The sequence below is a fragment of the Gordonia sp. X0973 genome, from assembly GCF_013348785.1.
GTDB lineage: Bacteria > Actinomycetota > Actinomycetes > Mycobacteriales > Mycobacteriaceae > Gordonia.
The window spans coordinates 688,119-708,915 of the sequence record NZ_CP054691.1 but is presented as its reverse complement, the minus strand read 5'-3'; the positions used below and the strand labels follow the sequence as shown (position 1 = coordinate 708,915).

21 protein-coding genes and 4 tRNA genes are annotated in these 20,797 nt (G+C 66.7%); 12 read left to right on the top strand and 13 right to left on the bottom strand.

Annotated features, from left to right (window positions below):
• Nucleotides 1–9: 9 nt before the first annotated feature.
• From HUN08_RS03495 to HUN08_RS03485, 3 genes are all read left to right on the top strand, one after another.
• Complete coding sequence (locus tag HUN08_RS03495) at nucleotides 10–1,683, top strand: DNA repair helicase XPB (RefSeq protein ID WP_124248600.1); 1,674 nt, start codon at nucleotides 10–12, stop codon at nucleotides 1,681–1,683.
• The gene (locus tag HUN08_RS03490; RefSeq protein WP_124248601.1) at nucleotides 1,680–2,033 is read left to right on the top strand and encodes a DUF2200 domain-containing protein; all 354 of its coding nucleotides are present in this window, start codon (nucleotides 1,680–1,682) and stop codon (nucleotides 2,031–2,033) included. The genes HUN08_RS03495 and HUN08_RS03490 overlap by 4 nt, the downstream gene beginning before the upstream one ends.
• Before the next feature lie 102 nt (nucleotides 2,034–2,135).
• Nucleotides 2,136–2,615 (top strand): hypothetical protein, encoded by a 480-nt coding sequence (locus HUN08_RS03485; protein ID WP_124248602.1) that lies wholly within the window; start codon nucleotides 2,136–2,138, stop codon nucleotides 2,613–2,615.
• 4 nt (nucleotides 2,616–2,619) lie between these two features.
• Here the strand turns inward: HUN08_RS03485 and HUN08_RS03480 are convergent, their stop codons facing one another.
• Nucleotides 2,620–3,474: an oxidoreductase gene (locus tag HUN08_RS03480; RefSeq protein ID WP_124248603.1), complete on the bottom strand. Its 855-nt coding sequence runs from the start codon at nucleotides 3,472–3,474 to the stop codon at nucleotides 2,620–2,622.
• A 232-nt stretch (nucleotides 3,475–3,706) separates the two neighbouring features.
• Between HUN08_RS03480 and HUN08_RS03475 the strand changes: the two genes are divergently transcribed.
• A complete protein-coding gene (locus HUN08_RS03475) occupies nucleotides 3,707–4,636 on the top strand; it encodes a patatin-like phospholipase family protein (protein ID WP_124248604.1) in 930 nt (309 codons plus the stop codon).
• Between the two features lie 271 nt (nucleotides 4,637–4,907).
• Here HUN08_RS03475 and HUN08_RS18325 read toward each other — a convergent pair whose 3' ends face one another.
• Nucleotides 4,908–6,497, bottom strand: a complete 1,590-nt coding sequence (locus HUN08_RS18325; RefSeq protein ID WP_301546864.1) for an HNH endonuclease signature motif containing protein — start codon at nucleotides 6,495–6,497, stop codon at nucleotides 4,908–4,910.
• Between the two features lie 514 nt (nucleotides 6,498–7,011).
• Between HUN08_RS18325 and HUN08_RS03460 the strand changes: the two genes are divergently transcribed.
• Nucleotides 7,012–7,383, top strand: a complete 372-nt coding sequence (locus tag HUN08_RS03460) for a hypothetical protein (RefSeq protein ID WP_124248605.1) — start codon at nucleotides 7,012–7,014, stop codon at nucleotides 7,381–7,383.
• 34 nt (nucleotides 7,384–7,417) lie between these two features.
• On the opposite strand, the gene HUN08_RS03455 is transcribed toward HUN08_RS03460, so the two are convergent.
• From HUN08_RS03455 to HUN08_RS03440, 4 genes are all read right to left on the bottom strand, one after another.
• Nucleotides 7,418–7,759, bottom strand: a complete 342-nt coding sequence (locus HUN08_RS03455) for a TfoX/Sxy family protein (protein ID WP_124248606.1) — start codon at nucleotides 7,757–7,759, stop codon at nucleotides 7,418–7,420.
• A 4-nt stretch (nucleotides 7,760–7,763) separates the two neighbouring features.
• Nucleotides 7,764–9,491 (bottom strand): adenylate/guanylate cyclase domain-containing protein, encoded by a 1,728-nt coding sequence (locus HUN08_RS03450; protein WP_301546863.1) that lies wholly within the window; start codon nucleotides 9,489–9,491, stop codon nucleotides 7,764–7,766.
• A 114-nt stretch (nucleotides 9,492–9,605) separates the two neighbouring features.
• Entirely contained in the window at nucleotides 9,606–10,157 is a 552-nt protein-coding gene (locus HUN08_RS03445; RefSeq protein ID WP_124248607.1) for a YceI family protein, read from the bottom strand.
• An 88-nt stretch (nucleotides 10,158–10,245) separates the two neighbouring features.
• A complete protein-coding gene (locus HUN08_RS03440; RefSeq protein ID WP_124248608.1) occupies nucleotides 10,246–10,851 on the bottom strand; it encodes a CoA pyrophosphatase in 606 nt (201 codons plus the stop codon).
• A 42-nt stretch (nucleotides 10,852–10,893) separates the two neighbouring features.
• Here HUN08_RS03440 and HUN08_RS03435 point away from each other — a divergent pair, with 42 nt between their 5' ends.
• The 3 genes from HUN08_RS03435 to HUN08_RS03425 all read left to right on the top strand — a co-directional run bounded on the left by HUN08_RS03435 (nucleotide 10,894) and on the right by HUN08_RS03425 (nucleotide 14,419).
• Nucleotides 10,894–11,982 (top strand): S-(hydroxymethyl)mycothiol dehydrogenase, encoded by a 1,089-nt coding sequence (locus HUN08_RS03435; protein ID WP_124248609.1) that lies wholly within the window; start codon nucleotides 10,894–10,896, stop codon nucleotides 11,980–11,982.
• A complete protein-coding gene (locus HUN08_RS03430; RefSeq protein WP_124248610.1) occupies nucleotides 11,982–12,608 on the top strand; it encodes an MBL fold metallo-hydrolase in 627 nt (208 codons plus the stop codon). Before HUN08_RS03435 ends, HUN08_RS03430 begins: the two co-directional genes overlap by 1 nt.
• Before the next feature lie 71 nt (nucleotides 12,609–12,679).
• Nucleotides 12,680–14,419 carry a DUF3556 domain-containing protein gene (locus HUN08_RS03425; protein ID WP_124248611.1) on the top strand — a complete coding sequence of 580 codons (1,740 nt, stop codon included), beginning with the start codon at nucleotides 12,680–12,682 and terminating at the stop codon, nucleotides 14,417–14,419.
• Here the strand turns inward: HUN08_RS03425 and HUN08_RS03420 are convergent.
• Nucleotides 14,409–15,179, bottom strand: a complete 771-nt coding sequence (locus HUN08_RS03420) for a 3-oxoacyl-ACP reductase (protein WP_124248612.1) — start codon at nucleotides 15,177–15,179, stop codon at nucleotides 14,409–14,411. The two genes, HUN08_RS03425 and HUN08_RS03420, sit on opposite strands and share 11 nt — an antisense overlap.
• 290 nt (nucleotides 15,180–15,469) lie before the next feature.
• Between HUN08_RS03420 and HUN08_RS03415 the strand changes: the two genes are divergently transcribed.
• Complete coding sequence (locus HUN08_RS03415; RefSeq protein ID WP_124248613.1) at nucleotides 15,470–16,606, top strand: YeiH family protein; 1,137 nt, start codon at nucleotides 15,470–15,472, stop codon at nucleotides 16,604–16,606.
• 78 nt (nucleotides 16,607–16,684) lie between these two features.
• On the opposite strand, the gene HUN08_RS03410 is transcribed toward HUN08_RS03415, so the two are convergent.
• The 3 genes from HUN08_RS03410 to HUN08_RS03400 form a co-directional block, all read right to left on the bottom strand.
• Nucleotides 16,685–16,758 (bottom strand) — tRNA-Phe (locus HUN08_RS03410).
• Nucleotides 16,759–16,789: 31 nt separating this feature from the next.
• Nucleotides 16,790–16,863 (bottom strand) — tRNA-Asp (locus tag HUN08_RS03405).
• A 27-nt stretch (nucleotides 16,864–16,890) separates the two neighbouring features.
• Nucleotides 16,891–16,963, bottom strand: a tRNA-Glu gene (locus tag HUN08_RS03400).
• Between the two features lie 106 nt (nucleotides 16,964–17,069).
• Here HUN08_RS03400 and HUN08_RS03395 point away from each other — a divergent pair.
• Nucleotides 17,070–18,233 (top strand): pyridoxal phosphate-dependent aminotransferase, encoded by a 1,164-nt coding sequence (locus HUN08_RS03395; RefSeq protein ID WP_124248614.1) that lies wholly within the window; start codon nucleotides 17,070–17,072, stop codon nucleotides 18,231–18,233.
• An 18-nt stretch (nucleotides 18,234–18,251) separates the two neighbouring features.
• On the opposite strand, the gene HUN08_RS03390 is transcribed toward HUN08_RS03395, so the two are convergent.
• From HUN08_RS03390 to HUN08_RS03380, 3 genes are all read right to left on the bottom strand, one after another.
• Nucleotides 18,252–18,770, bottom strand: coding sequence for a hypothetical protein (locus tag HUN08_RS03390; RefSeq protein WP_124248615.1), 519 nt, complete (start codon nucleotides 18,768–18,770; stop codon nucleotides 18,252–18,254).
• A 79-nt stretch (nucleotides 18,771–18,849) separates the two neighbouring features.
• The gene (locus tag HUN08_RS03385) at nucleotides 18,850–19,122 is read right to left on the bottom strand and encodes a hypothetical protein (protein WP_301546862.1); all 273 of its coding nucleotides are present in this window, start codon (nucleotides 19,120–19,122) and stop codon (nucleotides 18,850–18,852) included.
• Nucleotides 19,123–19,154: 32 nt separating this feature from the next.
• On the bottom strand, nucleotides 19,155–19,730 hold the full coding sequence (locus HUN08_RS03380; protein ID WP_301546861.1) for a hypothetical protein: 576 nt from the start codon (nucleotides 19,728–19,730) through the stop codon (nucleotides 19,155–19,157).
• Between the two features lie 132 nt (nucleotides 19,731–19,862).
• Here HUN08_RS03380 and HUN08_RS03375 point away from each other — a divergent pair.
• Together HUN08_RS03375 and HUN08_RS03370 are read left to right on the top strand one after the other, a co-directional pair.
• Nucleotides 19,863–19,935: transfer RNA gene (locus tag HUN08_RS03375), tRNA-Lys, on the top strand.
• Between the two features lie 123 nt (nucleotides 19,936–20,058).
• Entirely contained in the window at nucleotides 20,059–20,787 is a 729-nt protein-coding gene (locus tag HUN08_RS03370) for a DUF4145 domain-containing protein (RefSeq protein ID WP_301546860.1), read from the top strand.
• Nucleotides 20,788–20,797 lie beyond the last annotated feature (10 nt).

Sequence of the window (20,797 nt, the reverse complement as noted above, 5' to 3'; positions counted from 1 at the left end):
AATGGTCGGGTGACCGACGGACCATTGATCGTGCAATCGGACAAGACCCTCCTCTTGGAGGTCGACCATCCGGGTGCCCCCGCGGCTCGTGCGGCCATCGCGCCGTTCGCCGAGTTGGAGCGCGCCCCGGAGCACGTGCACACCTACCGGGTGACCCCGCTGGCGCTGTGGAACGCCCGCGCCGCCGGGCATGACGCCGAGCAGGTCGTCGACGCGCTGGTCACGCACTCGCGCTACGCGGTACCCCAACCCCTGTTGATGGACATCGTCGACACGATGGGTCGCTTCGGCCGGCTTCAGCTGGTCAAGCACCCGGCGCACGGCTTGACGCTGGTCAGCCTGGATCGCGCGGTCCTCGAAGAGGTGCTGCGGAACAAGAAGGTCTCCCCGATGCTCGGCGCGCGCCTCGACGACGACACCGTCATCGTGCACCCGTCCGAGCGGGGGCGGCTCAAGCAGATCCTGTTGAAGATCGGGTGGCCGGCCGAGGACCTGGCCGGATACGTCGACGGCGAGGCGCACCCGATCGAGTTGGACCAAACCGACTGGGAGTTGCGCGACTACCAGGCGTTGGCGGCAGAGTCGTTCTGGGCCGGCGGCTCGGGGGTCGTCGTCCTGCCGTGTGGCGCGGGCAAGACGATGGTCGGCGCCGCCGCGATGGCGAAGGCCGGGGCGACCACCCTGATCCTGGTCACCAACACCGTCGCCGGGCGGCAGTGGAAGCGCGAACTGATCGCGCGCACCTCGCTGACCGAGGAGGAGATCGGCGAATACTCCGGCGAGCGCAAGGAGATCCGGCCGGTGACCATCGCCACCTACCAGGTGATGACGCGCAAGTCGAAGGGCGAATACCGCAACCTCGACCTGTTCGACTCCCGCGACTGGGGACTCATCATCTACGACGAGGTGCATCTGCTGCCCGCGCCGGTCTTCCGTATGACCGCCGACTTGCAGTCCCGCCGCCGTCTGGGCCTGACCGCCACGCTCGTCCGCGAGGACGGCCGGGAGGGCGACGTGTTCAGCCTCATCGGGCCGAAGCGGTTCGACTCGCCGTGGAAGGACATCGAGGCGCAGGGGTGGATCGCGCCGGCCGAATGCGTCGAGGTGCGCGTCACGCTCACCGATTCCGAGCGGCTCACCTACGCCGTCGCCGACAACGACGAGAAGTACAAGCTGTGCTCCACCGCGCACACCAAGGTCAACGTCGTGAAATCGATTCTCGACCGGCATCCGGGCGCGCCGACGCTGATCATCGGCGCCTACCTCGACCAGCTGGAGGAACTCGGGGAGGCACTCGACGCGCCCGTCATCCAGGGGTCGACGAAGACCAAGGAGCGCGAGGCCCTGTTCGACGCCTTCCGCCGCGGCGAGATCGGGCGGCTGGTCGTGTCGAAGGTCGCGAACTTCTCCATCGATCTACCCGAGGCGTCCGTGGCGGTGCAGGTGTCGGGGACGTTCGGTTCGCGCCAGGAGGAGGCGCAGCGCCTCGGCCGGCTCCTGCGGCCCAAGAGCGACGGCGGGCAGGCGCACTTCTACTCGGTGGTCTCGCGCGACACCCTCGACGCCGACTACGCCGCGCACCGCCAGCGCTTTCTCGCCGAGCAGGGCTATGCCTACCGGATCGTCGACGCCGACGACATCGTGGGGCCGGCCATCGGCGACGGCGGATTGGACTCACCGTGAAATCGAACGAACGCGTCTTCCGTATCCCGGTGGCCAGCGTGTACCCGCACTACGTGGCGAAGGCCGAGAAGAAGGGCCGCACCGCGGCCGAGGTCGACGAGATCATCTTCTGGCTGACCGGCTACGACGAGACCGGGTTGCGCAAAGTCCTCGACGACGAGGTCAGCTTCGCCGACTTCTTTGCCGATGCGCCGGCGTTCAACCCCGACTCCTCGCTGATCACCGGCAGTATCTGCGGCTACAAGGTCCAGGAGATCGAGGACCCGCTCATGCGCAAGATCCGTTACCTCGACAAGCTCGTCGACGAACTGGCCAAGGGCAAGGCGATGGAGAAGATCCTGCGCTCGTGATCGCCAGCGACCTCACAGCAACGACTGTTAGCATTTCGTAACGAAATCGAGTCCTTGCCATCGTAAACCGGGGGCTCGCCGACGAAATCAGAGGTAGACACCATGCGTCCCACCGCTCTTTCCGTATCCCTGGCCCTGCCCGTGGCCGCCGCCGCGACCATCGCGCTGGGAGTGGCGCCCGTGCACGCCGACGGCAGCATCGGCGGCCTCGACACCGGCAGCGGCTCGTCGGACAACACCCCGAAGCACTACGGCAAACTCGGCCGAAAGGACGCCCCCAACGGGGTCCGATCGATCAACACGTGGGTCTACTCGCCGAGCCGGGCGGCCAACGGCGCCTACCGCGTCGGATCGAAGGTCGGCGTCCGGTGGAACTCGGTGATCGACGCCGGCGACCAGATCAGCGGCCCGGAGTGCAAGATGACGGTCCGCATCTCGGGTCCGAAGACCCCCGGTCCGTACAAGACCAAGCAGTGCACACTCAAGTACGCATGGAAGCTCAACGTCCCCGGTACCTACATCGCCCGAGTCACCGACTCGATCTCCGGGGCCTCGAACGCGGTGCGTTTCACCGTCAAGTAGTCGACTAGGTGGTCAGCGCCTGCGACGCCTCCCAGAGGCGTTCGCGCACCGACTCGTCGTCGGCGATCTTGCGATACGGCGACGGCCCCGGCGCGCCGTGCATTCCGAAGAGCTTCGTCGGCCCGTAGAAGCCGCCGTTGCGCGCCTTCCCGCTGGTCGCCGCGTAGAGCGTCGGCAATGCGCCATCCGCCGCCGACTGCGCGAGCAGCCTGTTGCCCAGGACCATCACCTTGTCTTGGACGGACTCGGTGTGCGACTGCAGGTCGGTGTCGGCGTAGCCCGGGTGGGCGATGGTCGAGATCACCGACGACCCGGAATCGGCCAGTCGCTTGGCCAGCTCCTTTCCGAACAGCAGGTTGGCCAGTTTGGAGTCGCCGTAGGCCCGCCACCGGTCGTAGCGACGGTGCTCCCAGTTCAGGTCGTCGAACTTGAGGTTGCCCAGGCGGTGCATGAAGGACGACAGCGTGACGACCCGATCAGCCACCTTCTCCTGCGCCAACAGGAGCGTGGTCAGCGCGAAGTGCCCCAGGTGGTTGGTGCCGAACTGCATCTCGAATCCCTCGGCGGTTCGCCGCAGCGGGACCGCCATCACGCCGGCGTTGTTGATCAACAGGTCGGCGCGGTCGACCCGGTTGGCGAAGTCGCGCACCGAGTCGAGGCTCGCCAAGTCCAGCTGCTCGACTCGCGCCCCCGGTCCGACCTCGGCGGCGGCGGCGTTCGCCTTGTCCAGGTTCCGACAGGCCATCACCACGTCGGCGCCGGCTTTGGCCAACGCGATCGCGGTCTGCTTACCCAGCCCGCTGTTGGCGCCGGTGATGATGGCGGTCCGCCCGGACTGATCGCCCACGTCGAATGTCATTGGTCCATCCTTGCTCGTGCCGCATGACTCCGCACCGAGTCTGGCACAAAGCGGAAACCTGTGGACTTCGACGTTTGCTTCCGGTAGACATGGCCGTGATCGTGTTCCGACCACAGGGAGGTGAGACCCATGAACGCAGTGCCGACATCGGGTGCTCCCGTGCAGTCCACGATCGTGCAGCGCAGCTAGCGCTTGGGAGCGCCCGTCACGCAATATCGCAAAGGGCGACTCAATGAACTCATCACTCTCTTCAACCGACCATCCTTCGACCGACCACCGGCGGGCGCTTGTGCTCGGCGGCGGCGCGGCGACGGGCAATGCCTGGCTCATCGGCGTCATGGCCGGGCTGCGCGGCGCGGGCATCGACGTACGCGACGCCGACCTCGTCGTCGGGACGTCGGCCGGTTCCACCGCCGCGGCTCAGATCGGTGCCAAGGATCCGGCCGAACTCTATTCCGACATCATCGATCCGGAGACCATCCGCCAGATCGAGTCGGCCATGACCAACCCCAATCGACGCCGGGCACTCACGCCGGATCACCTCAACCGGCTCATCTCGACGGCCGAGGCCTCCGCCGACTTCGCCGACTTCCGTCGTCGCATCGGTGCCGCGGCCCTCGACGACCCGGCGTCGCACGACGACGAGCGGCGAGACTGGTGGCGCCGAACCGTCGCCAGCCGCTTCGCCCCGCACGATTGGCCGAAGCGCCGGACGCTCATCACCGCGGTCGACGCGGGTACCGGCGAACCCGTCGTATTCGACGGCAGCAGCGGCGTCGACCTCGTTGACGCCGTTGCCGCGAGTTGCTCGGGTGGTGCCGCGTATCGAATCGATGATCGTCACTACCTCGACGGCGGGTACCGCTCGAATGCGGAGAACGCCGACTTGGCGCGCGGCTACGGCCACGTCCTGGTGCTCTCCCCTCTCGGCGGACGGTCGCTGCTCCCCGAGGAGTGGAAGGTGCGACTCGCCTACCAGGTCGAGGATCTCCGCGCGAGCGGCAGCACGGTCGAGACGGTGGTGCCCCCGGCCGATGCCGAGCGATACTTCGGCACCAACGCCACCAACCTGTCGCTCCGCGCCCCGGCCGCACGAGTCGGCTGGGACCAAGGCCGCGAGTTGGCCAAGGGTCTCGCCGAGTCATGGGCGATAGCGGGATAGCCGTCCGGCTGGGTCGGGGCCGTTCATGCGTCATGCGCAGTGGACCGGCCCCGACCTGGGTGCCTGGCATTTTCGTTGTGAAGTTCTCAAAGGACGTGTGCGGGCCCGTCGAGGCGGCGGGTCGCTTATGGGTGGTCGAGTGATGGTGGTCGTGTCGGTCTGGCGGGTGGTCGTGCGTCCCGCTGGGTGGTCGAGTGGATTCGAGGCGCTAGCCGAGAATTTGTATCGAGACCCAGCGAGCCGGATCGGGTACTGGGGCTGGGCTGGCTGTTTAGGCGGCGAGGGTGAGTGTGTGGCTGCGTCGTTGGTGGCAGGGCATCCAGTCCTTCCGTTCGGTGGTTGTGTGGGGTGGGCGGAACCAGGGGTGTCCGTCGGCGCCGATGGTGACTTCCCAGCCTTGGGTGTGGATGGAGGTGTGGTGATGGCGCGAGCACAGCAGCACCAGGTTCGACAAGATCGTTGGGCCGCCATCGGCCCAGTGCTGGATGTGGTGGGCTTGGGTCCACGCCGGGGGTGTGCCGCAGCCGGGGAACTGACACCCACGATCGCGGGCGATCAGGGCTTTGCGCAGGGCACCGGTGGCGAAACGGGCGGTGGGTTTCACATCGATCGGTATCCCATCGGCCATCACGATCGCGGTCAACTCTGGGTTGCCGCAGCACAGTGCACGAGCCTGGGAGGTCGATACCGCCCCGGTGAACCCGAGGTGCGCGATCGTGGTGTGGGGGTCTCGATACGACTTCTCGGCTAGCGCCTCGAAGCCACTCGACCACCGTGGCGGGGACTCACCGACCACCTGTGATGTTCGATCATCGTCGCAGCCCTGGGCCGCCGTCTTCCGCCCGTCGGGTGCGGCCGCTGTCGAGGCATCGACCACCATCACAGTCGGACGTCCGGTGGGTGGTCGAGTGCCGGGTGAGGCGCTAGCCGAACACGGTGTATCGAGACCCCCACCCAACACCGACGGTGCCGCTGACGACGGGACTCGACCACCACCGGATGGTAGGAGGGTGGGTAGGGGCACGGTGAGGGTCACGTGTGGCACCACCCCGCCCGAGACTGGTCGGTCGGGGTTGGCCAGATAGGTGTCAACGATGTCGACCAGGCCGTCGGCCAAACGTTGCCCCCGGGTACGCGGATCACCGTCGGGCAAATCCTTGTTGGGTGCCGACAGGGCGTCGAGGGCGGTGATCAGTTTCTCCCCGGACAGCTGGTCCAGATCAGCCTCCACCATCACCCGACCCTCATCAGTACGCGACACCGTGGCGGTGTTGAGCAACGGGTTCTCCGCCGGCGCGATCACCGGTGGATGATCCGGAGCCAACCCGTGAGCAAGGGCGCGGGCCTTGTCTGCTACTTGGGCGGGGGTGCCCCAACGGGCTTCCTGCAACAAGGCGGAACTGATCTGGTTCTTGTTCTCCGCGAAACCGTTCACATCCAACCTGCTCGACACGTGGCCGAGGCCGCGGATGACCGCGTCGGCGTGCTCGAGGGAGAGGTCGCCGTCGCGGACTTCGCGGGCCAGGTCGGGTAACGCGGCAAGGTTGTCGGCCAGCCGGCCCAACCGCGCGACTGCTGCTGGTGCCAGCGGGAGTTGGCCCAACAGGTCGCGGCCGGTCTTGAGGTTTTGTCGGGCCGGGACTCCGATGGCGTGGGCCCGATCCGCGGCGGCGGCCATCAGATAGTTCCCGATCGCCACCATGCGGAATCCGGCGGTCATGATCGCCGCCAACTTGTCGTCGTCGACGACCGCCTCGGCTGAGGCCAACACGAACCCCACCCCGCTGCCGGTTTCGGCCGCGGTCGGTGTCAGGTCATCGGCCAGCATCGCCACGAACTGGTCGAGTTCTGTGGTGTCCATCTGATCCCCCCCGATCAACGTGTTGTGGTCTGTTTGTCGTATGTGTGTACGTACTAATTCGTGTGTGTTGATTGATCTGGTTTCACCCTACAACCGGGGTCTGACAAGCCTTGAATATCGTGTTGGCCTGCGGTGATCACGTGGCGTGGCGGGTTGGCGAGGTCGTCTCGCCGGGTCTCGATACGGTTCCTCGGCTAGCGCCTCGGATCCACTCGACCACCCACTGGGCCCGACACGACCACCCATCAGACCGACCCGACCACCATCAGACCGCCGGGTCTCGATACGGTTCCTCGCCTAGCGGCTCGGATCCACTCGACCACCCATCGGATCGGCCTGACCACCATCGACCTACTCGACCACCCCACCGGACCGCCCCGACCATCGGCCGTCCCGATACGCCGCCGGGAACTGTCGCGAAACTTAGACACTCGGCCGGTGTGATGCGCCCCACTATGAGTGACACCGGTCACTCGATCGCGGTGACCACGCTCACGAACAGGACGGACCGACCATGACCGCAACCATCACCACCGACGAGGCCACCCGCGCATTGGGTGAGCGCTGGGCCGTGGCGCTCAACGACCTCGACCAGTTCGCCGACATGTGCACCGAGGACTGCCAGGTCTGGCACAGCACCGACGACAAGTGGGTCACCGTGCAGCAGGCCGTCGAGGATGCTCGTCGTCGCGCCGGCGGCGACGGCCCGCATTTCGAAGCCCGCGGCCTCACCTTCACCGAGAACGGCTTCATCAACCAGTGCTTCATCAGCATCGCCCTGGCGGGTAACCCCATGCGCCTGCATGTGATCCAGATCGTCGACGTCAAGGACGGCAAAGCGGTCAAGGTGCAGGAGTACGTCGGCCCGGAAATGCCCGTCGAATAGGACCGACCAGCGACCGCGGACGACCGGTCGGGAATCAGCCCCGGCCGGTCGCCTCGCGGTTGTATTCGAGCGCCTTCTCCACCCAGGGTTCGAGTTCGGAATCGTCACCGAGGACCGTCGCGGAGACGATGATCCACCCGGGTCCCATCTCCCGCCCGGCACCCATCTGCGCCTGCTCGGCACCGGCGCGCGTCACCAACTCGGCATGCTCATCGGCCGCGACGCGCAACAACAGGTCGCCGTTCTTCATCGCACAACAGGCCATCTTCTCGTCGACCATGAATGCGCGCCCGCCGAACATCGAGATCTCGCGCGTCACCGGCTCCTCGCGCAGCATCTCACGCAACCGGCCGGCCAACTCCTCGCGACTCGCCATGCGATCAGCCCCGCACCCGACGACGCGCGGCGGCCCGCTGGAAGGGCAGCCGGGTGAATCCACGGACCAATTCGCCGACGGTGAGCGAGGTCGCGGGCCGCTCGTCGATCTCGGCGACAACCGAGGCGGGCAGGTACAACTCGGTCTCATCGGGCCGCCCGCGCAGCCGATAGGCACCGCGTCGGACCCAGTTCTGCGCCTCGTCGCCGGCCACCTGCACCGCATCACCGCTCGCGACGACCGGCACCTTCGCATCCTTCGCCAACTCGGATAGCCGGGCGCTCTCGTTGACCGGATCACCGATGACGGTGTACTCGTATCGGGTCTGCGCCCCGATATCGCCGGCGAACACGGTCCCGTGCGAGACGCCGATCCCCCACGAGATCGGCAGTTCCTCCCGCAACCGGTCGGCCAGGTCTCGAGAGGCGGCCAGCGCGGCCGCGGCGGCATCGTCGAGTGCGACGGGCGCGCCGAAGATGGCCAGCGCCGCGTCGCCCTCGAACTTGTTGATGAATCCCGAGTGGGCGTCGACGACCTCGGCGACGATCGTGAAGAACCTATTGAGGAGCCCGGCAACCGCCTCCGGGTCGAGGGTGGCGCCGATCATCGTCGACCCGGTGATGTCGACGAAGAGCACGCCCACCGACGGTGTCGTGCCGCCGGACATCTCGTCGCCGCGGGCCAGGGCGTGCTCGGCGACCGTCGACCCGACGTGGCGCGCGAACAGGTCGCGCACGCGCTCCCGCTCGGCCAATCCGGCGACCATCTGGTTGAACCCGTGCTGCAGCACCCCGAGTTCGGAGTTGTCGTACACAGGGACGCGCACGTCGAGGTCGCCGTGGTGGACGTCGGTCATCGCGTCGGAGAGCTCGTCGAGCGGGTCGACGAGGGTTCCGCCGACGAGGAGCACGATCCGGGTGCCGCCGGCCAGGCCGATCAGCGCGACGACGACGCTGACCCAGTCGACCTTGCCCACCGTCGGCGGCAGCAACTCGATCCAGCGACCGATGTTGACGCCGAGCAGACCGGCCATCGGGACGGCCGACGAGACCAGCCACACGGCGAGCAGTCTTGCCCGGACGCTGTACTTGACGTCGACGGTCGCCTGATCGCTGAGCGCCATCACCGAGAGCGGGCGCGCGGCCCGCTCGGCGAAGAGGTAGGTCATACAGCCGCTGGCCACCGCGGCCAGCGAGAACGCCCCGGCGACGACGACGAATTCACGCACGCCGCGGCCGAGGGCGAGGGCGAAGACGAGGTAGAGGCCCAGCGAGATCGCCCAGGCCAGCATGGTGCCGGAGACCTGGCGGATGGGGATCTTCTGGATCGCCGCGACGCGGCCCGGCTCGGGCGGGGCACCGGAGAGGAACCAATTGACGTGGGGACGCAGTGCCACCAGGCCGAACACCACGTTCAGGACGGCGCCGACGAGCAGGGCCAGCACCATCGCCGTCAGTACCGGGGTGTCGAGCGCGAGCATCCTGCTGAACTGGCCGCCGTTGAGGGCCAGCTGGACCATGAGAAAGGTCTCGATGCCGATCAGCGCGTTGCCACCGACCAGCCCCAGCCCGGATGCGGTCAGCGCCCGCGTACCGATTCGCTTGCGCTGCTCGTCGGTCAGCCCCGACCACGAACGGTGATCGAAGCCGACCATGTCCGCCTGGTGCAGCATCCGCACCTTCTCGGCGAAATGAAGTCGCTGGACGCCAGCGGCGGAATCACGTCCGGCCACGCGTCCTCCTCCGTCAGGTGTTCTCCTGACTTTAGTGGACGCGCGGCCGGTGCCCTAGAACATGTTCAGTTCAGTGTGGGCAAGAACATATTCAGGTAGACGAATGGCTGTGGCTCAGGCCTGCAGCCCGGCTTCGATCTCCAGGGTGATGGTGATCTTGTCGCCGACGACGACCCCGCCACCCTCGAGCGGCATCTCGATGTCGATGCCGAAGTCCTTGCGATTGATCACGGTCTTGGCCTCGAAGCCCGCGACCGGGCCGTGGCCCATACCGGGGTTCACGCCGTTGAACTCCAGCTCGAGTTCGACCGGCTTGGTCACTCCCTTGAGGGTGAAGTCGCCGGTGAGCACGTAGTCGTCGCCGTCCGGGCGGACGCCGGTGCTGACGAAGGTGGCCTTGGGGTACTTCTCCGCGTCGAAGAAGTCGGCGCTGCGGATATGACCGTCGCGCTGGTCGTTGCCGGTGTTGATCGAGGTGACGTCGATCTCGGCGGCCACCGACGGCGTGCCGTCCTGCGCGACGGTGATGGTGCCGGAGAAGGTGTCGAACTTGCCGCGCACCTTGCTGACCATCAGATGCTTCACGGAGAAGCCGACGGTGGAGTGGGCGGGGTCGATGGCCCAGGTGCCGGCCTGGATCGGCGAGACGACTGAAGTTGCGCTCATGGTGGACTCCTTCGAGTAAGAGAGTTATTCTTGTCCGGGGTATGCAACCGGACTACGGTCCGGTTCATTCCCAGAGTAGCGAAATTTCTCACCGCCAGGCGAACACCGGCTGCTCGAGGCCGTCGACGCGGGTCGGACGATCCTTCAGCACCACCTCGGCGAACTGGTAGATCACCGCCGCCGTCGGCGCGTGGATCAGCCGGTCGATGATCGGCAGCTGGATCACCGGTCGCGGCGACTGCGGGATCCGCAGGAACCGCGGGCTGCGCACCAACTCGCCGAAGGGCACGAAGAAGCTCTGCGCCACCTCGGCCGGGTTGGGCACCAACGGCGGATCGTCATCGAGCCAGCAGACCACCGGGGTGATGACGTATCCCGAGCGCGTCACGTAGTCGTCAAGGGTTCCGATCACGTCGTCGCCCGACGTCTCGATGCCGGTTTCCTCGAACAACTCCCGACGAGCGGCGTCGACCGCGGTCTCCCCCTCGTCGAGTCGGCCGCCGGGCAGCGCGAACTGGTTGGGATGGTTGCGCATCGTCGCGGGCCGCCGGAGAATCCAGATCCCATGCGTGCCCGCCCGACGCACGACGGTCACCGCGACGGCCGATTCACGCAGCTCACCGTCGGGATTCTCGACGGTCTGCCGCGACCACCGCGCCAACCGTCGCACCGCCACCTCGCGCGAAACATCCACGTACTCAGGTGTAGCACCCGATGTGCTGCCTAGGGTGGGGCCATGTCGCAAACCGTCAGGGGCGTCATCGCCCGCGCCAAGAACGCACCCACCGAAGTCGTCGACGTCGTCATCCCCGACCCCGGCCCGCGCGACGTCGTCGTCACGATCAAGGCCTGCGGCGTCTGCCACACCGACCTCGCCTACCGCGAGGGCGGGATCAACGACGAATACCCGTTCCTCCTCGGACACGAGGCCGCCGGGATCGTCGAGGAGGTCGGCTCCGACGTCGGCCACGTCGAGGTCGGCGACTTCGTCGTCCTCAACTGGCGCGCGGTCTGCGGCGACTGTCGCGCGTGCAAACGCGGCCGCCCGTGGTACTGCTTCGACACCTTCAACGCGAGCCGGCCCATGACCCTCGCCGACGGCACACAGCTGACCCCGGCACTCGGCATCGGGGCCTTCGCCGACAAGACCCTGGTCCACGAACTGCAGTGCACCAAGGTCAATCCCGACACCGACCCGGCCGTCGCGGGCCTGCTCGGCTGCGGCGTCATGGCCGGCCTCGGCGCCGCCATGAACACCGGTGGCGTCGGACGGGGGGACTCGGTCGCGGTCATCGGATGCGGCGGCGTCGGCGACGCGGCCATCGCCGGCGCGAAGCTGGCCGGCGCGACGACGGTCATCGCGATCGACCGCGACCCCGCCAAACTCGAGTGGGCACGCGAGCTCGGCGCCACGCACACGATCGACGGGTCGCAGGTCGACGATGTGGTCACCGCCGTGCAGGACCTCACCGACGGCTTCGGCGCCGACGTGGTCATCGACGCCGTCGGCCGCCCCGAGACCTACGAACAGGCCTTCTATGCGCGCGACCTCGCCGGCACCGTCGTCCTCGTCGGCGTCCCGACGCCGCAGATGCGCCTGGAGATGCCGCTGGTCGACTTCTTCTCCCGCGGCGGCGCGCTCAAGTCCTCCTGGTACGGCGACTGCCTGCCCGAGCGGGACTTCCCGATGCTCGTCGACCTCTACGAGCAAGGCCGTCTGCCGCTGGAACGCTTTGTCTCCGAACGCATCTCGATCGACGACGTGGAGTCGGCCTTCACCGCGATGGAACAGGGCAAGGTGCTACGCTCGGTGGTGATGATCTGATGACCGCCCGCGTCGACCGCGTCGTCACATCGGGCACCTTCAGCCTCGACGGAGGCACGTGGGAGGTCGACAACAACGTCTGGGTCGTCGGCGACGACGAGGAGTGCGTCATCATCGACGCCGCCCACACCGCTGCACCGATCCTGGCCGCGGTCGACGGGCGGAAGGTCGCGGCGATCATCCTGACCCACGGCCACAACGACCACGTCACCGTCGCGCCGGAGCTGGCCGCGGCAACCGGCGCGCCGATCCTGCTGCACCCCGGCGACGACATGCTGTGGGAGCAGACCCATCCCGGTGTCACCCACGACGACCTCGCCGACGGGCACGAGATCGCCGTCGGCGGCACGATGCTGCGCGCGATCAACACACCCGGCCACTCCCCCGGTTCGACGGTCCTCTACGCCCCCGAACTGGGTGTGCTGTTCTCCGGCGACACGCTCTTCCACGGCGGACCGGGTGCGACCGGACGCAGCTTCTCCAGCTTCGACGACATTATCGTCTCGATCACCGAGAAGCTGCTGTCACTGCCGCCGGAGACGGTCGTACACACCGGGCACGGCGACTCGACCACCATCGGCGCGGAGGCGCCGCAGCGCGAGGAATGGATCAGGCGCGGACACTAGCCGCGTCCGCCCCCGGCATCGTGCCGCCAAATCTAGAACACGTTCTAGATGGCGGTGTTAGCGTCGCCGACATGGGATTCCTGAAACAGGACGCGCCGCACGTCGAGGACTTCGCCGCGTGGAGCGCGGGTACGCGCGCCGAGAAGATCGTCCCGATGGCCCGACACTGGGCCGAGGTCGGCTTCGGCACGCCGGTCGTGCTGCACCTCTTCTACGTCGTCAAGATCCTCGCCTACGTCGTCGTGGCCCTCCTCATCGTGCTGTTCACCCCGGGGATCAGCGGTCTGGGACAGATCGACGCGTGGTGGACCGAGCCGATCGTCTTCCAGAAGGTCGTGCTGTTCACGATGCTGTTCGAGGTGCTCGGGCTGGGCTGCGGTTTCGGTCCGCTCAATAACCGCTTCTTCCCGCCGATGGGATCGGTGCTGTATTGGCTGCGGCCGAAGACCATCCGGCTGCCGCCGTGGCCGGGCCGCGTGCCACTGACGCGCGGGACGACGCGCACCTATGTCGACGTCGGCCTCTACGCAGCGCTGCTGGTGATGCTCGTCGTCGCACTGTGTTCCGGCGGTACCGGCCCGATTCCCGCGCTGGACTCGAGCATCGGCGTGCTGCCGGTGTGGCAGATCGCCGCGGTCGTCGGCCTCCTGGCGTTGTGCGGGCTGCGTGACAAGTCGATCTTCCTCGGCGCCCGCGGCGAGGTGTACGGCTCACTCGCCGTCGCCTTCCTCTTCACCGGCGTCGACATCGTCATCGCCGCGAAGCTCGTGTTCCTGATGATCTGGATGGGCGCCGCCGTCTCCAAGCTCAACCGCCACTTCCCGTTCGTGATCTCGACGATGATGTCGAACAACCCGGTCCTGCGGCCACGCTGGCTCAAGCGGAAGTTCTTCACCCGCGTCCCCGACGACCTGCGGCCCAGCGGGCTGTCCCGACTGGTCGCGCACGTGGCGACGGCGATCGAGCTGTTGGTCCCGCTGGTGCTGTTCTTCAGCTCGGGCGGCTGGCCGACGGCCGTCGCGGCGGCGGTGATGATCGCCTTCCACTTCGGCATCCTGGCGTCGATCCCGATGGGCGTGCCGCTGGAGTGGAACGTCTTCATGGTCTTCGGCGTGCTGTTCCTCTTCGTCGGGCATGCCGGCGTGGGGCTCACCGACTTGGCGAGTCCGTGGCCGATCCTCCTGTTCGCCGTCCTCGCCGCCGTCGTCGTGCTGGGCAACCTCTCGCCGCGGAGAGTGTCCTTCCTACCCGGGATGCGCTACTACGCGGGCAACTGGGACACCTCGCTGTGGTGCGTCAAGCCGTCGGCGTCGGCGAAGATCGGTGAGCACGTCGTCGCGATCGCCGCCATGCCGGCCGCACAGATGGAGCGGTACTACGGCAGCCCGGAGAACGCCCAGCTGTACATGTACATGGGGTATGCGTTCCGCGCGTTCAACACCCACGGGCGCGCGATGTTCACCCTCGCGCACCGCGCGATGGCCGGGCGGGACGAGGCCGACTACGTCCTCACCGACGGGGAGCGGATCACCAGCACCGCGATCGGCTGGAACTTCGGCGACGGTCACATGTGCAACGAGCAACTCATCGAGGCGTTGCAGGAGCGGTGTGGATTCGAGCCGGGCGAGGTCCGCGTGGTGCTGATCGACGGACAGCCGATCCAGCACCAATCCCAGCGCTACCGCCTGGTCGACGCGGCAACCGGCGAGTTCGAGAGCGGCTACGTCAACGTCGCCGACATGGTGAACGCCCAGCCGTGGGACGACACCATCCCGGTGCACGTCGACGAGCGGCCCGGCGTCAGCCCTTGACCAGACCGCCGTCGACGATGAGGTTCTGACCGGTCACGCCGCGCCCCCACGGCGACGCGAAGAAGAGCGTCGCGTCGGCCAGCTGCTCGGGCGTGGTGACCGCGCGCAACGGGGTGGCCGCCCCGATCGCGTCGAAGACCTCCTTGGGCGTGGCCGCCGACGCGTCGGTGGTGCGCAGCAGACCGCCGGACACCATGTTCACGGTGATCCCGGACGGACCGAGGTCGTCGGCGAAGGTGCGCGTGAGCGAGAGCAGCGCCGCCTTGGCCGCGGTGTAGTCGTGGTACGGCACGACGGGGTTCTGGAAGAGGTTGGTGCCGATGTTGATGATCCGCCCGAAACCGGCCTCGGCCATCGCGGGTCGCGCGGCCTGAATCGTGTTGAGCGCCCCCTGGACCGATCCGGAGAATTGCGCGGCGAGTTCGTCGTAGGTGATCTCGTCGGCCTTCGAACGGGCGTCGCCGTTGAAGGCGAAGTCGACCAGCGCGTTGTTGACCACGGTGGTGACCGGGGAGCCGAAGTGCTTCCCCGCGGCGGCGAAGAGGGATTCGACGGCGGCGCGGTCGCGGACATCCGCCTCGATGGGCGCGACGCTGTCGGGGAATTCCGCGCCCAACGCGTCGGCGGCTTCCCTGGACGAGTGATAGTTCACGACGACGCGGGCGCCCTCGCGCAGGAAGGCCCTGGTGATCGCGGCGCCGAGTCCGCGAGCGCCGCCGGTGACGACGACGATCTGCTCGTCGAAAGGAAGGGTGGTCATGCAGTCAAAGGTAGAGCAACGAGTTCTATCGGATCTGCTCGAGTTGGACAATCCTTACAATCTCACGACGATAAACCTTCGGTTCCGGCCCAGGTCACGACTTAGCTGATAGGGCATTCACGCGAACGGAGGTATGACAACTATGACTTCGACTCCCGGTGACGGGTACGCAGGACAGGAACCGAGAACACCACGACTCGGGGTGGACTGGTTGGCGGTGATCGTGGCCGGGATATTCGTCGTCTTGGCAGCGTTCGACGTACTACCGCATATCGGCTGGTGATCGACCGATGACTACCAACGAGACCACGAAGAAGAGTATCGCTTTCGACGACGAGGAATTCGTCGACGAATCCGAGATATTCGCCAGCCGCAACATTCTGGACTACATTCCCGGCGTACTCCTACTCGTAGCGGTCGGACTACTCGGGAAATATGCCCAGATCTGGTGGAATGCGCTGGCCAAGCATGAGCACTGGCGCGCTCCCGACATCGAATACGTGCTGTGGGCAATCGTCATCGGGTTGCTGATAACCAACGTGATCGGTCTGCCCCGCATCTTCCGACCCGGCGTCGCGACATTCGAGTTCTGGCTCAAGGTCGGCATCGTGCTGCTCGGCGCGCGATTCGTGCTCGGGGACATCGCGAAGCTCGGCGGCGTCAGTCTCGTGCAGATCCTCGTTGATATGACGCTCGCCGGTGCGGTCATCCTCCTGGTCGCCAACTGGCTCGGACTGTCCGGAAAACTCGGCTCCCTACTCGCGATCGGCACCTCGATCTGTGGGGTCTCGGCGATCATCGCCGCGCGCGGCGCGATCCGGGCGAGGAACTCCGAGGTCGGCTATGCGATCGCGGCGATCCTCGCGCTCGGCGCTGTCGGACTGTTCGTCCTGCCGCCCCTCGGGCACGCCATCGGGCTCACCGATCACGAGTTCGGGCTCTGGGCCGGACTCTCGGTGGACAACACCGCCGAGACCACCGCCACCGGCTACGCCTTTTCCGAGGAAGCCGGCAAGCACGCGGTCTTGGTGAAGTCCGTGCGGAATGCGTTGATCGGCTTCGTCGTCCTGGGATTCGCCCTGTTCTGGGCAGCACGCGGGGAGGCCGACAAACTCGCACCCGGTGTGGGCGCCAAGGCACGGTTCGTCTGGGCCAAGTTCCCGAAGTTCGTGCTCGGCTTCCTGGCGGTATCGCTCCTCGCCACCGTGCACGTCCTGAACAAGGGACAGATAGCCAATCTCGGCAATCTGTCGAAATGGGCGTTCTTACTCACCTTCGCCGGGGTGGGCCTGTCGCTGGACATCAAGGCGCTCACTCGGGCGGGATGGCGACCGCTCGCGGTCGCGGTTGCCGGTCTGGTCGCGGTCGCGACGATCTCCCTCGGGCTGGTGCTGTTCACCTCGCGGGTTCTCAACCTCCAGTTGTGACACCGCATAGGCCCTCGTGAGGGGAATGGGACGGAATGAGGAAAGCCCGCCGGCATCGCCGGCGGGCTTTTCTCAACGTGGCCAGAGTCGGGATCGAACCGACGACCTTCCGCTTTTCAGGCGGACGCTCGTACCAACTGAGCTACCTGGCCAGGCGGTGCCGGTTGATACCGAAACCTTGAGCGACCCTGACGGGACTTGAACCCGCGACCTCCGCCGTGACAGGGCGGCGCGCTAACCAACTGCGCCACAGGGCCTGGTGCTTGAAGCTTTCACCTCATGCGTACCCCCTACGGGATTCGAACCCGCGCTACCGCCTTGAAAGGGCGGCGTCCTAGGCCGCTAGACGAAGGGGGCCGGTGTTCTCCGTGGGGAGCCGGATCAGCTTATGACACGGCAACGCGCAAACACAAATCGGTCGGTGGCGTGGTGCCAACGATCACCATTGTGCCACCGTTGAGCGATGACCGTCGCCCGCCTCCGCCCATTCGGCGAGACCGTTTTCGCCGAGATGTCTGCCCTTGCCACCAGGCACGATGCGATCAACCTGGGCCAGGGATTCCCCGATGCCGACGGCCCCGCGAGCATGCTCGCAGCGGCACAGCGCGCGATCGCCGACGGCCGCAACCAGTACCCGCCTGGCATCGGCGTGCCGGAGCTGCGCCGCGCCGTCGCCGATCACCAGCGCCGCCACTACGGCCTGGACTACGACCCGGACACCGAAGTGCTCGTCACGGTCGGGGCCACCGAGGCGATCGCGGGTGCCGTCGTCGGGCTGGTGGAACCGGGCGCCGAGGTCGTCCTGATCGAGCCCTACTACGACTCGTATGCCGCCACGGTCGCCATGGCCGGTGCCACCAGGCGAATAGTCCCGATGATTCCCGACGGCGACGGCTTCCGGCTCGACCGGACCGCGCTCTCCAGTGCCTTCGGCCCCCAGACGGCCGCGATCATCGTCAACTCGCCACACAACCCCACTGGCACCGTGCTCTCCGACGACGATCTGGCCGCGATCGCCGACCTCTGTCGCGCACATGACGCCATCGCCATCTCCGACGAGGTGTACGAACACCTCCTCTTCGACGGCCGCACCCACCGCTCCATCGCGACGTTCCCCGGAATGCGCGAACGGACGGTGCGAATCTCCAGCGCCGCGAAGACCTTCAACTGCACCGGCTGGAAGGTGGGCTGGGCGTCGGGGCCGGCGGAGCTGGTCGCCGGGGTGCGGGCGGCCAAGCAGTTCATGTCCTACGTCGGCAGCGGGCCGTTCCAGCCAGCGGTGGCACAAGCCCTCGACACCGAGATGGCGTGGGTCGCACGCTCGGCCGAGGCCTTGGCGGACAAGCGCGACATCCTGTCGTCGGCGCTGCACGACGCCGGATTCGTCGTCCACCGCAGCGAGGCCACCTACTTCGTCTGCGCCGACCCGCGCCCGCTCGGCTTCGACGACGGTGCGCGCTTCTGTCGCGAACTCCCCGAGCGGATCGGGGTGGCCGCCGTGCCGGTCAGTGCTTTCGTCGACGACGAGCAGCCCTGGCGCCATCTGGTCCGCTTCGCGTTCGCCAAGCACGACGAGGTGCTGCGCGAGGCGGCGGGACGACTGCGCGGGCTACGCCCGGGCGACTAACCCGGACTCGGCGTCGGATCAGCGCTGCACGACTCCGCCGACGATGCGGAACGCACCCCGGCGGGTCTTGCAGGTGATCGTCGCGTGCTCGAATGCCGTGCACTCGATTCCGACGACGGAGATAGTGTGGCCCGGGAAGAGCCGCTTCGCGCCCGGATAGGTGTCGCCGTCGGTGGTCGTCCGCCGGACACCGCGGCGCCCCAGCTCGACGGCGTCGTACTTCGACGTCGAGTCGGCACCTTCGGGAGCGCGGAACTTCGCGGCGCAGCGAACGGTGTAGGAGAAGCCGGTCGGATAGATGCCGCAGAGACTCTTCTTCGACGCCGAGTACCGCCACCGGAAATTGCCGTGTCCGCCGGGAGTCGCGTATCGGCTGGAATCGACCTGGACGCTGGTGGGCGCGTTGTCGCCCGGGGCGCCCGACGAACTGCCCATGTCGTCCGCCGCCGCTGGGCCGATCGTCGCGGGGATGAGTCCGACCGTCACGACGGCACCGGCGGCGACGGACAGCACGGTGGCCGGTGATCGACGTTTCATGTCGTGGACTGTACCCAACGGGCTCGGCTCGCCAAACTCACGCAAATCTGACATGGGGAGGGCTGATCAGCCACCAGACCTAAGACTCCGGGTAGAAATAGCCCTTGGGCAAGCGGGGTCGCGCGCCCGGCGGCCAATCCGCAGTGGAGGCGAAGGACCAACCGGCGGGTTTCGTCGTGAAATCCATCCACCGCCCGTTTCCGAGGTAAAGCGAGTACAAGTGCTCGTCGGGAAAGTTCCCAAGCCGCGCATACAGATCCGCACCGGCCCATTGGCCGCGATACCAGCCCTCGTCTTTGGGGTCGGCGGTGAAGCTCACCGTCGCCGACAATGCCGCCTCCAGATCGTCCACGCGCACGTCTCTACTCACCATGACGACCTCCCCTAACCCTCGAACCGAGCCGACCGCACGACGGCGGTCAATTCGCGCCACGTCTCGCGCTCCTGCGACGCGGAAGTCGCCGTGCACTGCAGCAGGTAGACTACATTCGCACGCTGGTACGCAACGTACTTCGTGGCGGTGAACAGCCACCCCGCGTCAGGGTCCCGGTAACAACCCGACTGCAACGCAGCCCCCTCATAGCAACCCGACTCGCGCCTGCCGGCCTCGGCGTACAGGGTAGGTGTGGGATCCATTTCGGCCTCGACGAACTGCGTGTCTTGCTCCATCCACTCCAGTAGTGCGCGGGCCTCGCGCTCGATGTCGTAGAACAGGAAGCTGACATCTATATCCGTGTCGACGATGAATCTGGTCAACACGAGCAGAACGTTGTCGCGGAACTCCGTCGCCGGGTTCTTGGCCACGTAGAGCCCGAAGTAGCCGAGCGAACCCGCCGTCGGATCCTCCGGCCACCGATCGGCGTCGATGTCGACGAGGATCTGGCCCGTGACGGTGCGCGGGTCGACCACCCGCGACTGCGTCACGGCCATCAAAGCGAGGCGGTCGTAAATGGTCTGCACGGCGCTCAATGAAACCAGCTCACAGCCCCGTTGCCCAGGAAACGGCCGGCGAGCGGCCCGGCATCAGAACCGCGTCGCAGCGTTTGGGTACACTACGATCCTGTTGTCCTCGGCCGGGCCGAGACGACGCCCGCCCCTTTAGCTCAGTTGGTAGAGCTACGGACTTTTAATCCGCAGGTCCTCGGTTCGAGCCCGAGAGGGGGCACGCTAAACCGCCTGGTAACGGGCGGTTTCTTGCGTATCGTCCCAGGTCAAGGCGCTGTCACCCCAGCATTACCCCGGCGCGGTGCGCCGTGGTTGTCGGTCCCTGTCCATAGACTGCTGGGTTATGGCAGAACAGGTGCTTGCGGGCTCGACCGATCCGACAGACGAGGATGACGAGACCTTGAATCCAGACACGTTGCCCTCCTCTTACGACCCGAGCGGGCAGTGTCCTCGGTGCGAGCGCGTCAGCAACTTTGGCGTGATGGCAACGGACGATATCGAGTGGCGCACTGACTTCGGTCGCAAGCAGGCCGTCCAGCAATGTGTACGGTTGCGCTGCCACGGATGTGGGAATGAAACGGTCGTCATCGAGCAGTATCGCTCAGGTGACGGGTGGTCACCGCTCCTGTGGTTCCCGAAGCCCGGCCACCTGAGCGACACGACGGACGTGCCAGATGCCATTGCTGGCGCCTTTGATGAGGGAGCGCGATGCATAAGCGTGGAGGCATCCAACGCCGCCGTGGCGATGTTTCGAAACGCGCTCGCGCAGATCGTCCAGGACAAGGGAAGCGAAGACGCCAAGAAGGCGAAGACCCTCAACGATGCGGTCAAGCAAATGGTGGTCGACAGAACTCTGCACGACGGATTCAAGAAGTTCGCGGACCATGTACGGACTGTCGGCAATGCTGGTGCACATCAGGAAACGTGGGCAGAGGTACCGATTGAGCAGGCACAAGAACTCCGCGAGTTCGTCAAGCATCTAATCGATACCCTCTACGTTCAGCCAGGGCGGCTTGACCGTGCGATTCCGCCCAAGAAGCGCTCCACTCAGCCTGCACCTTCATCGCCTTGAGCGAGGATCA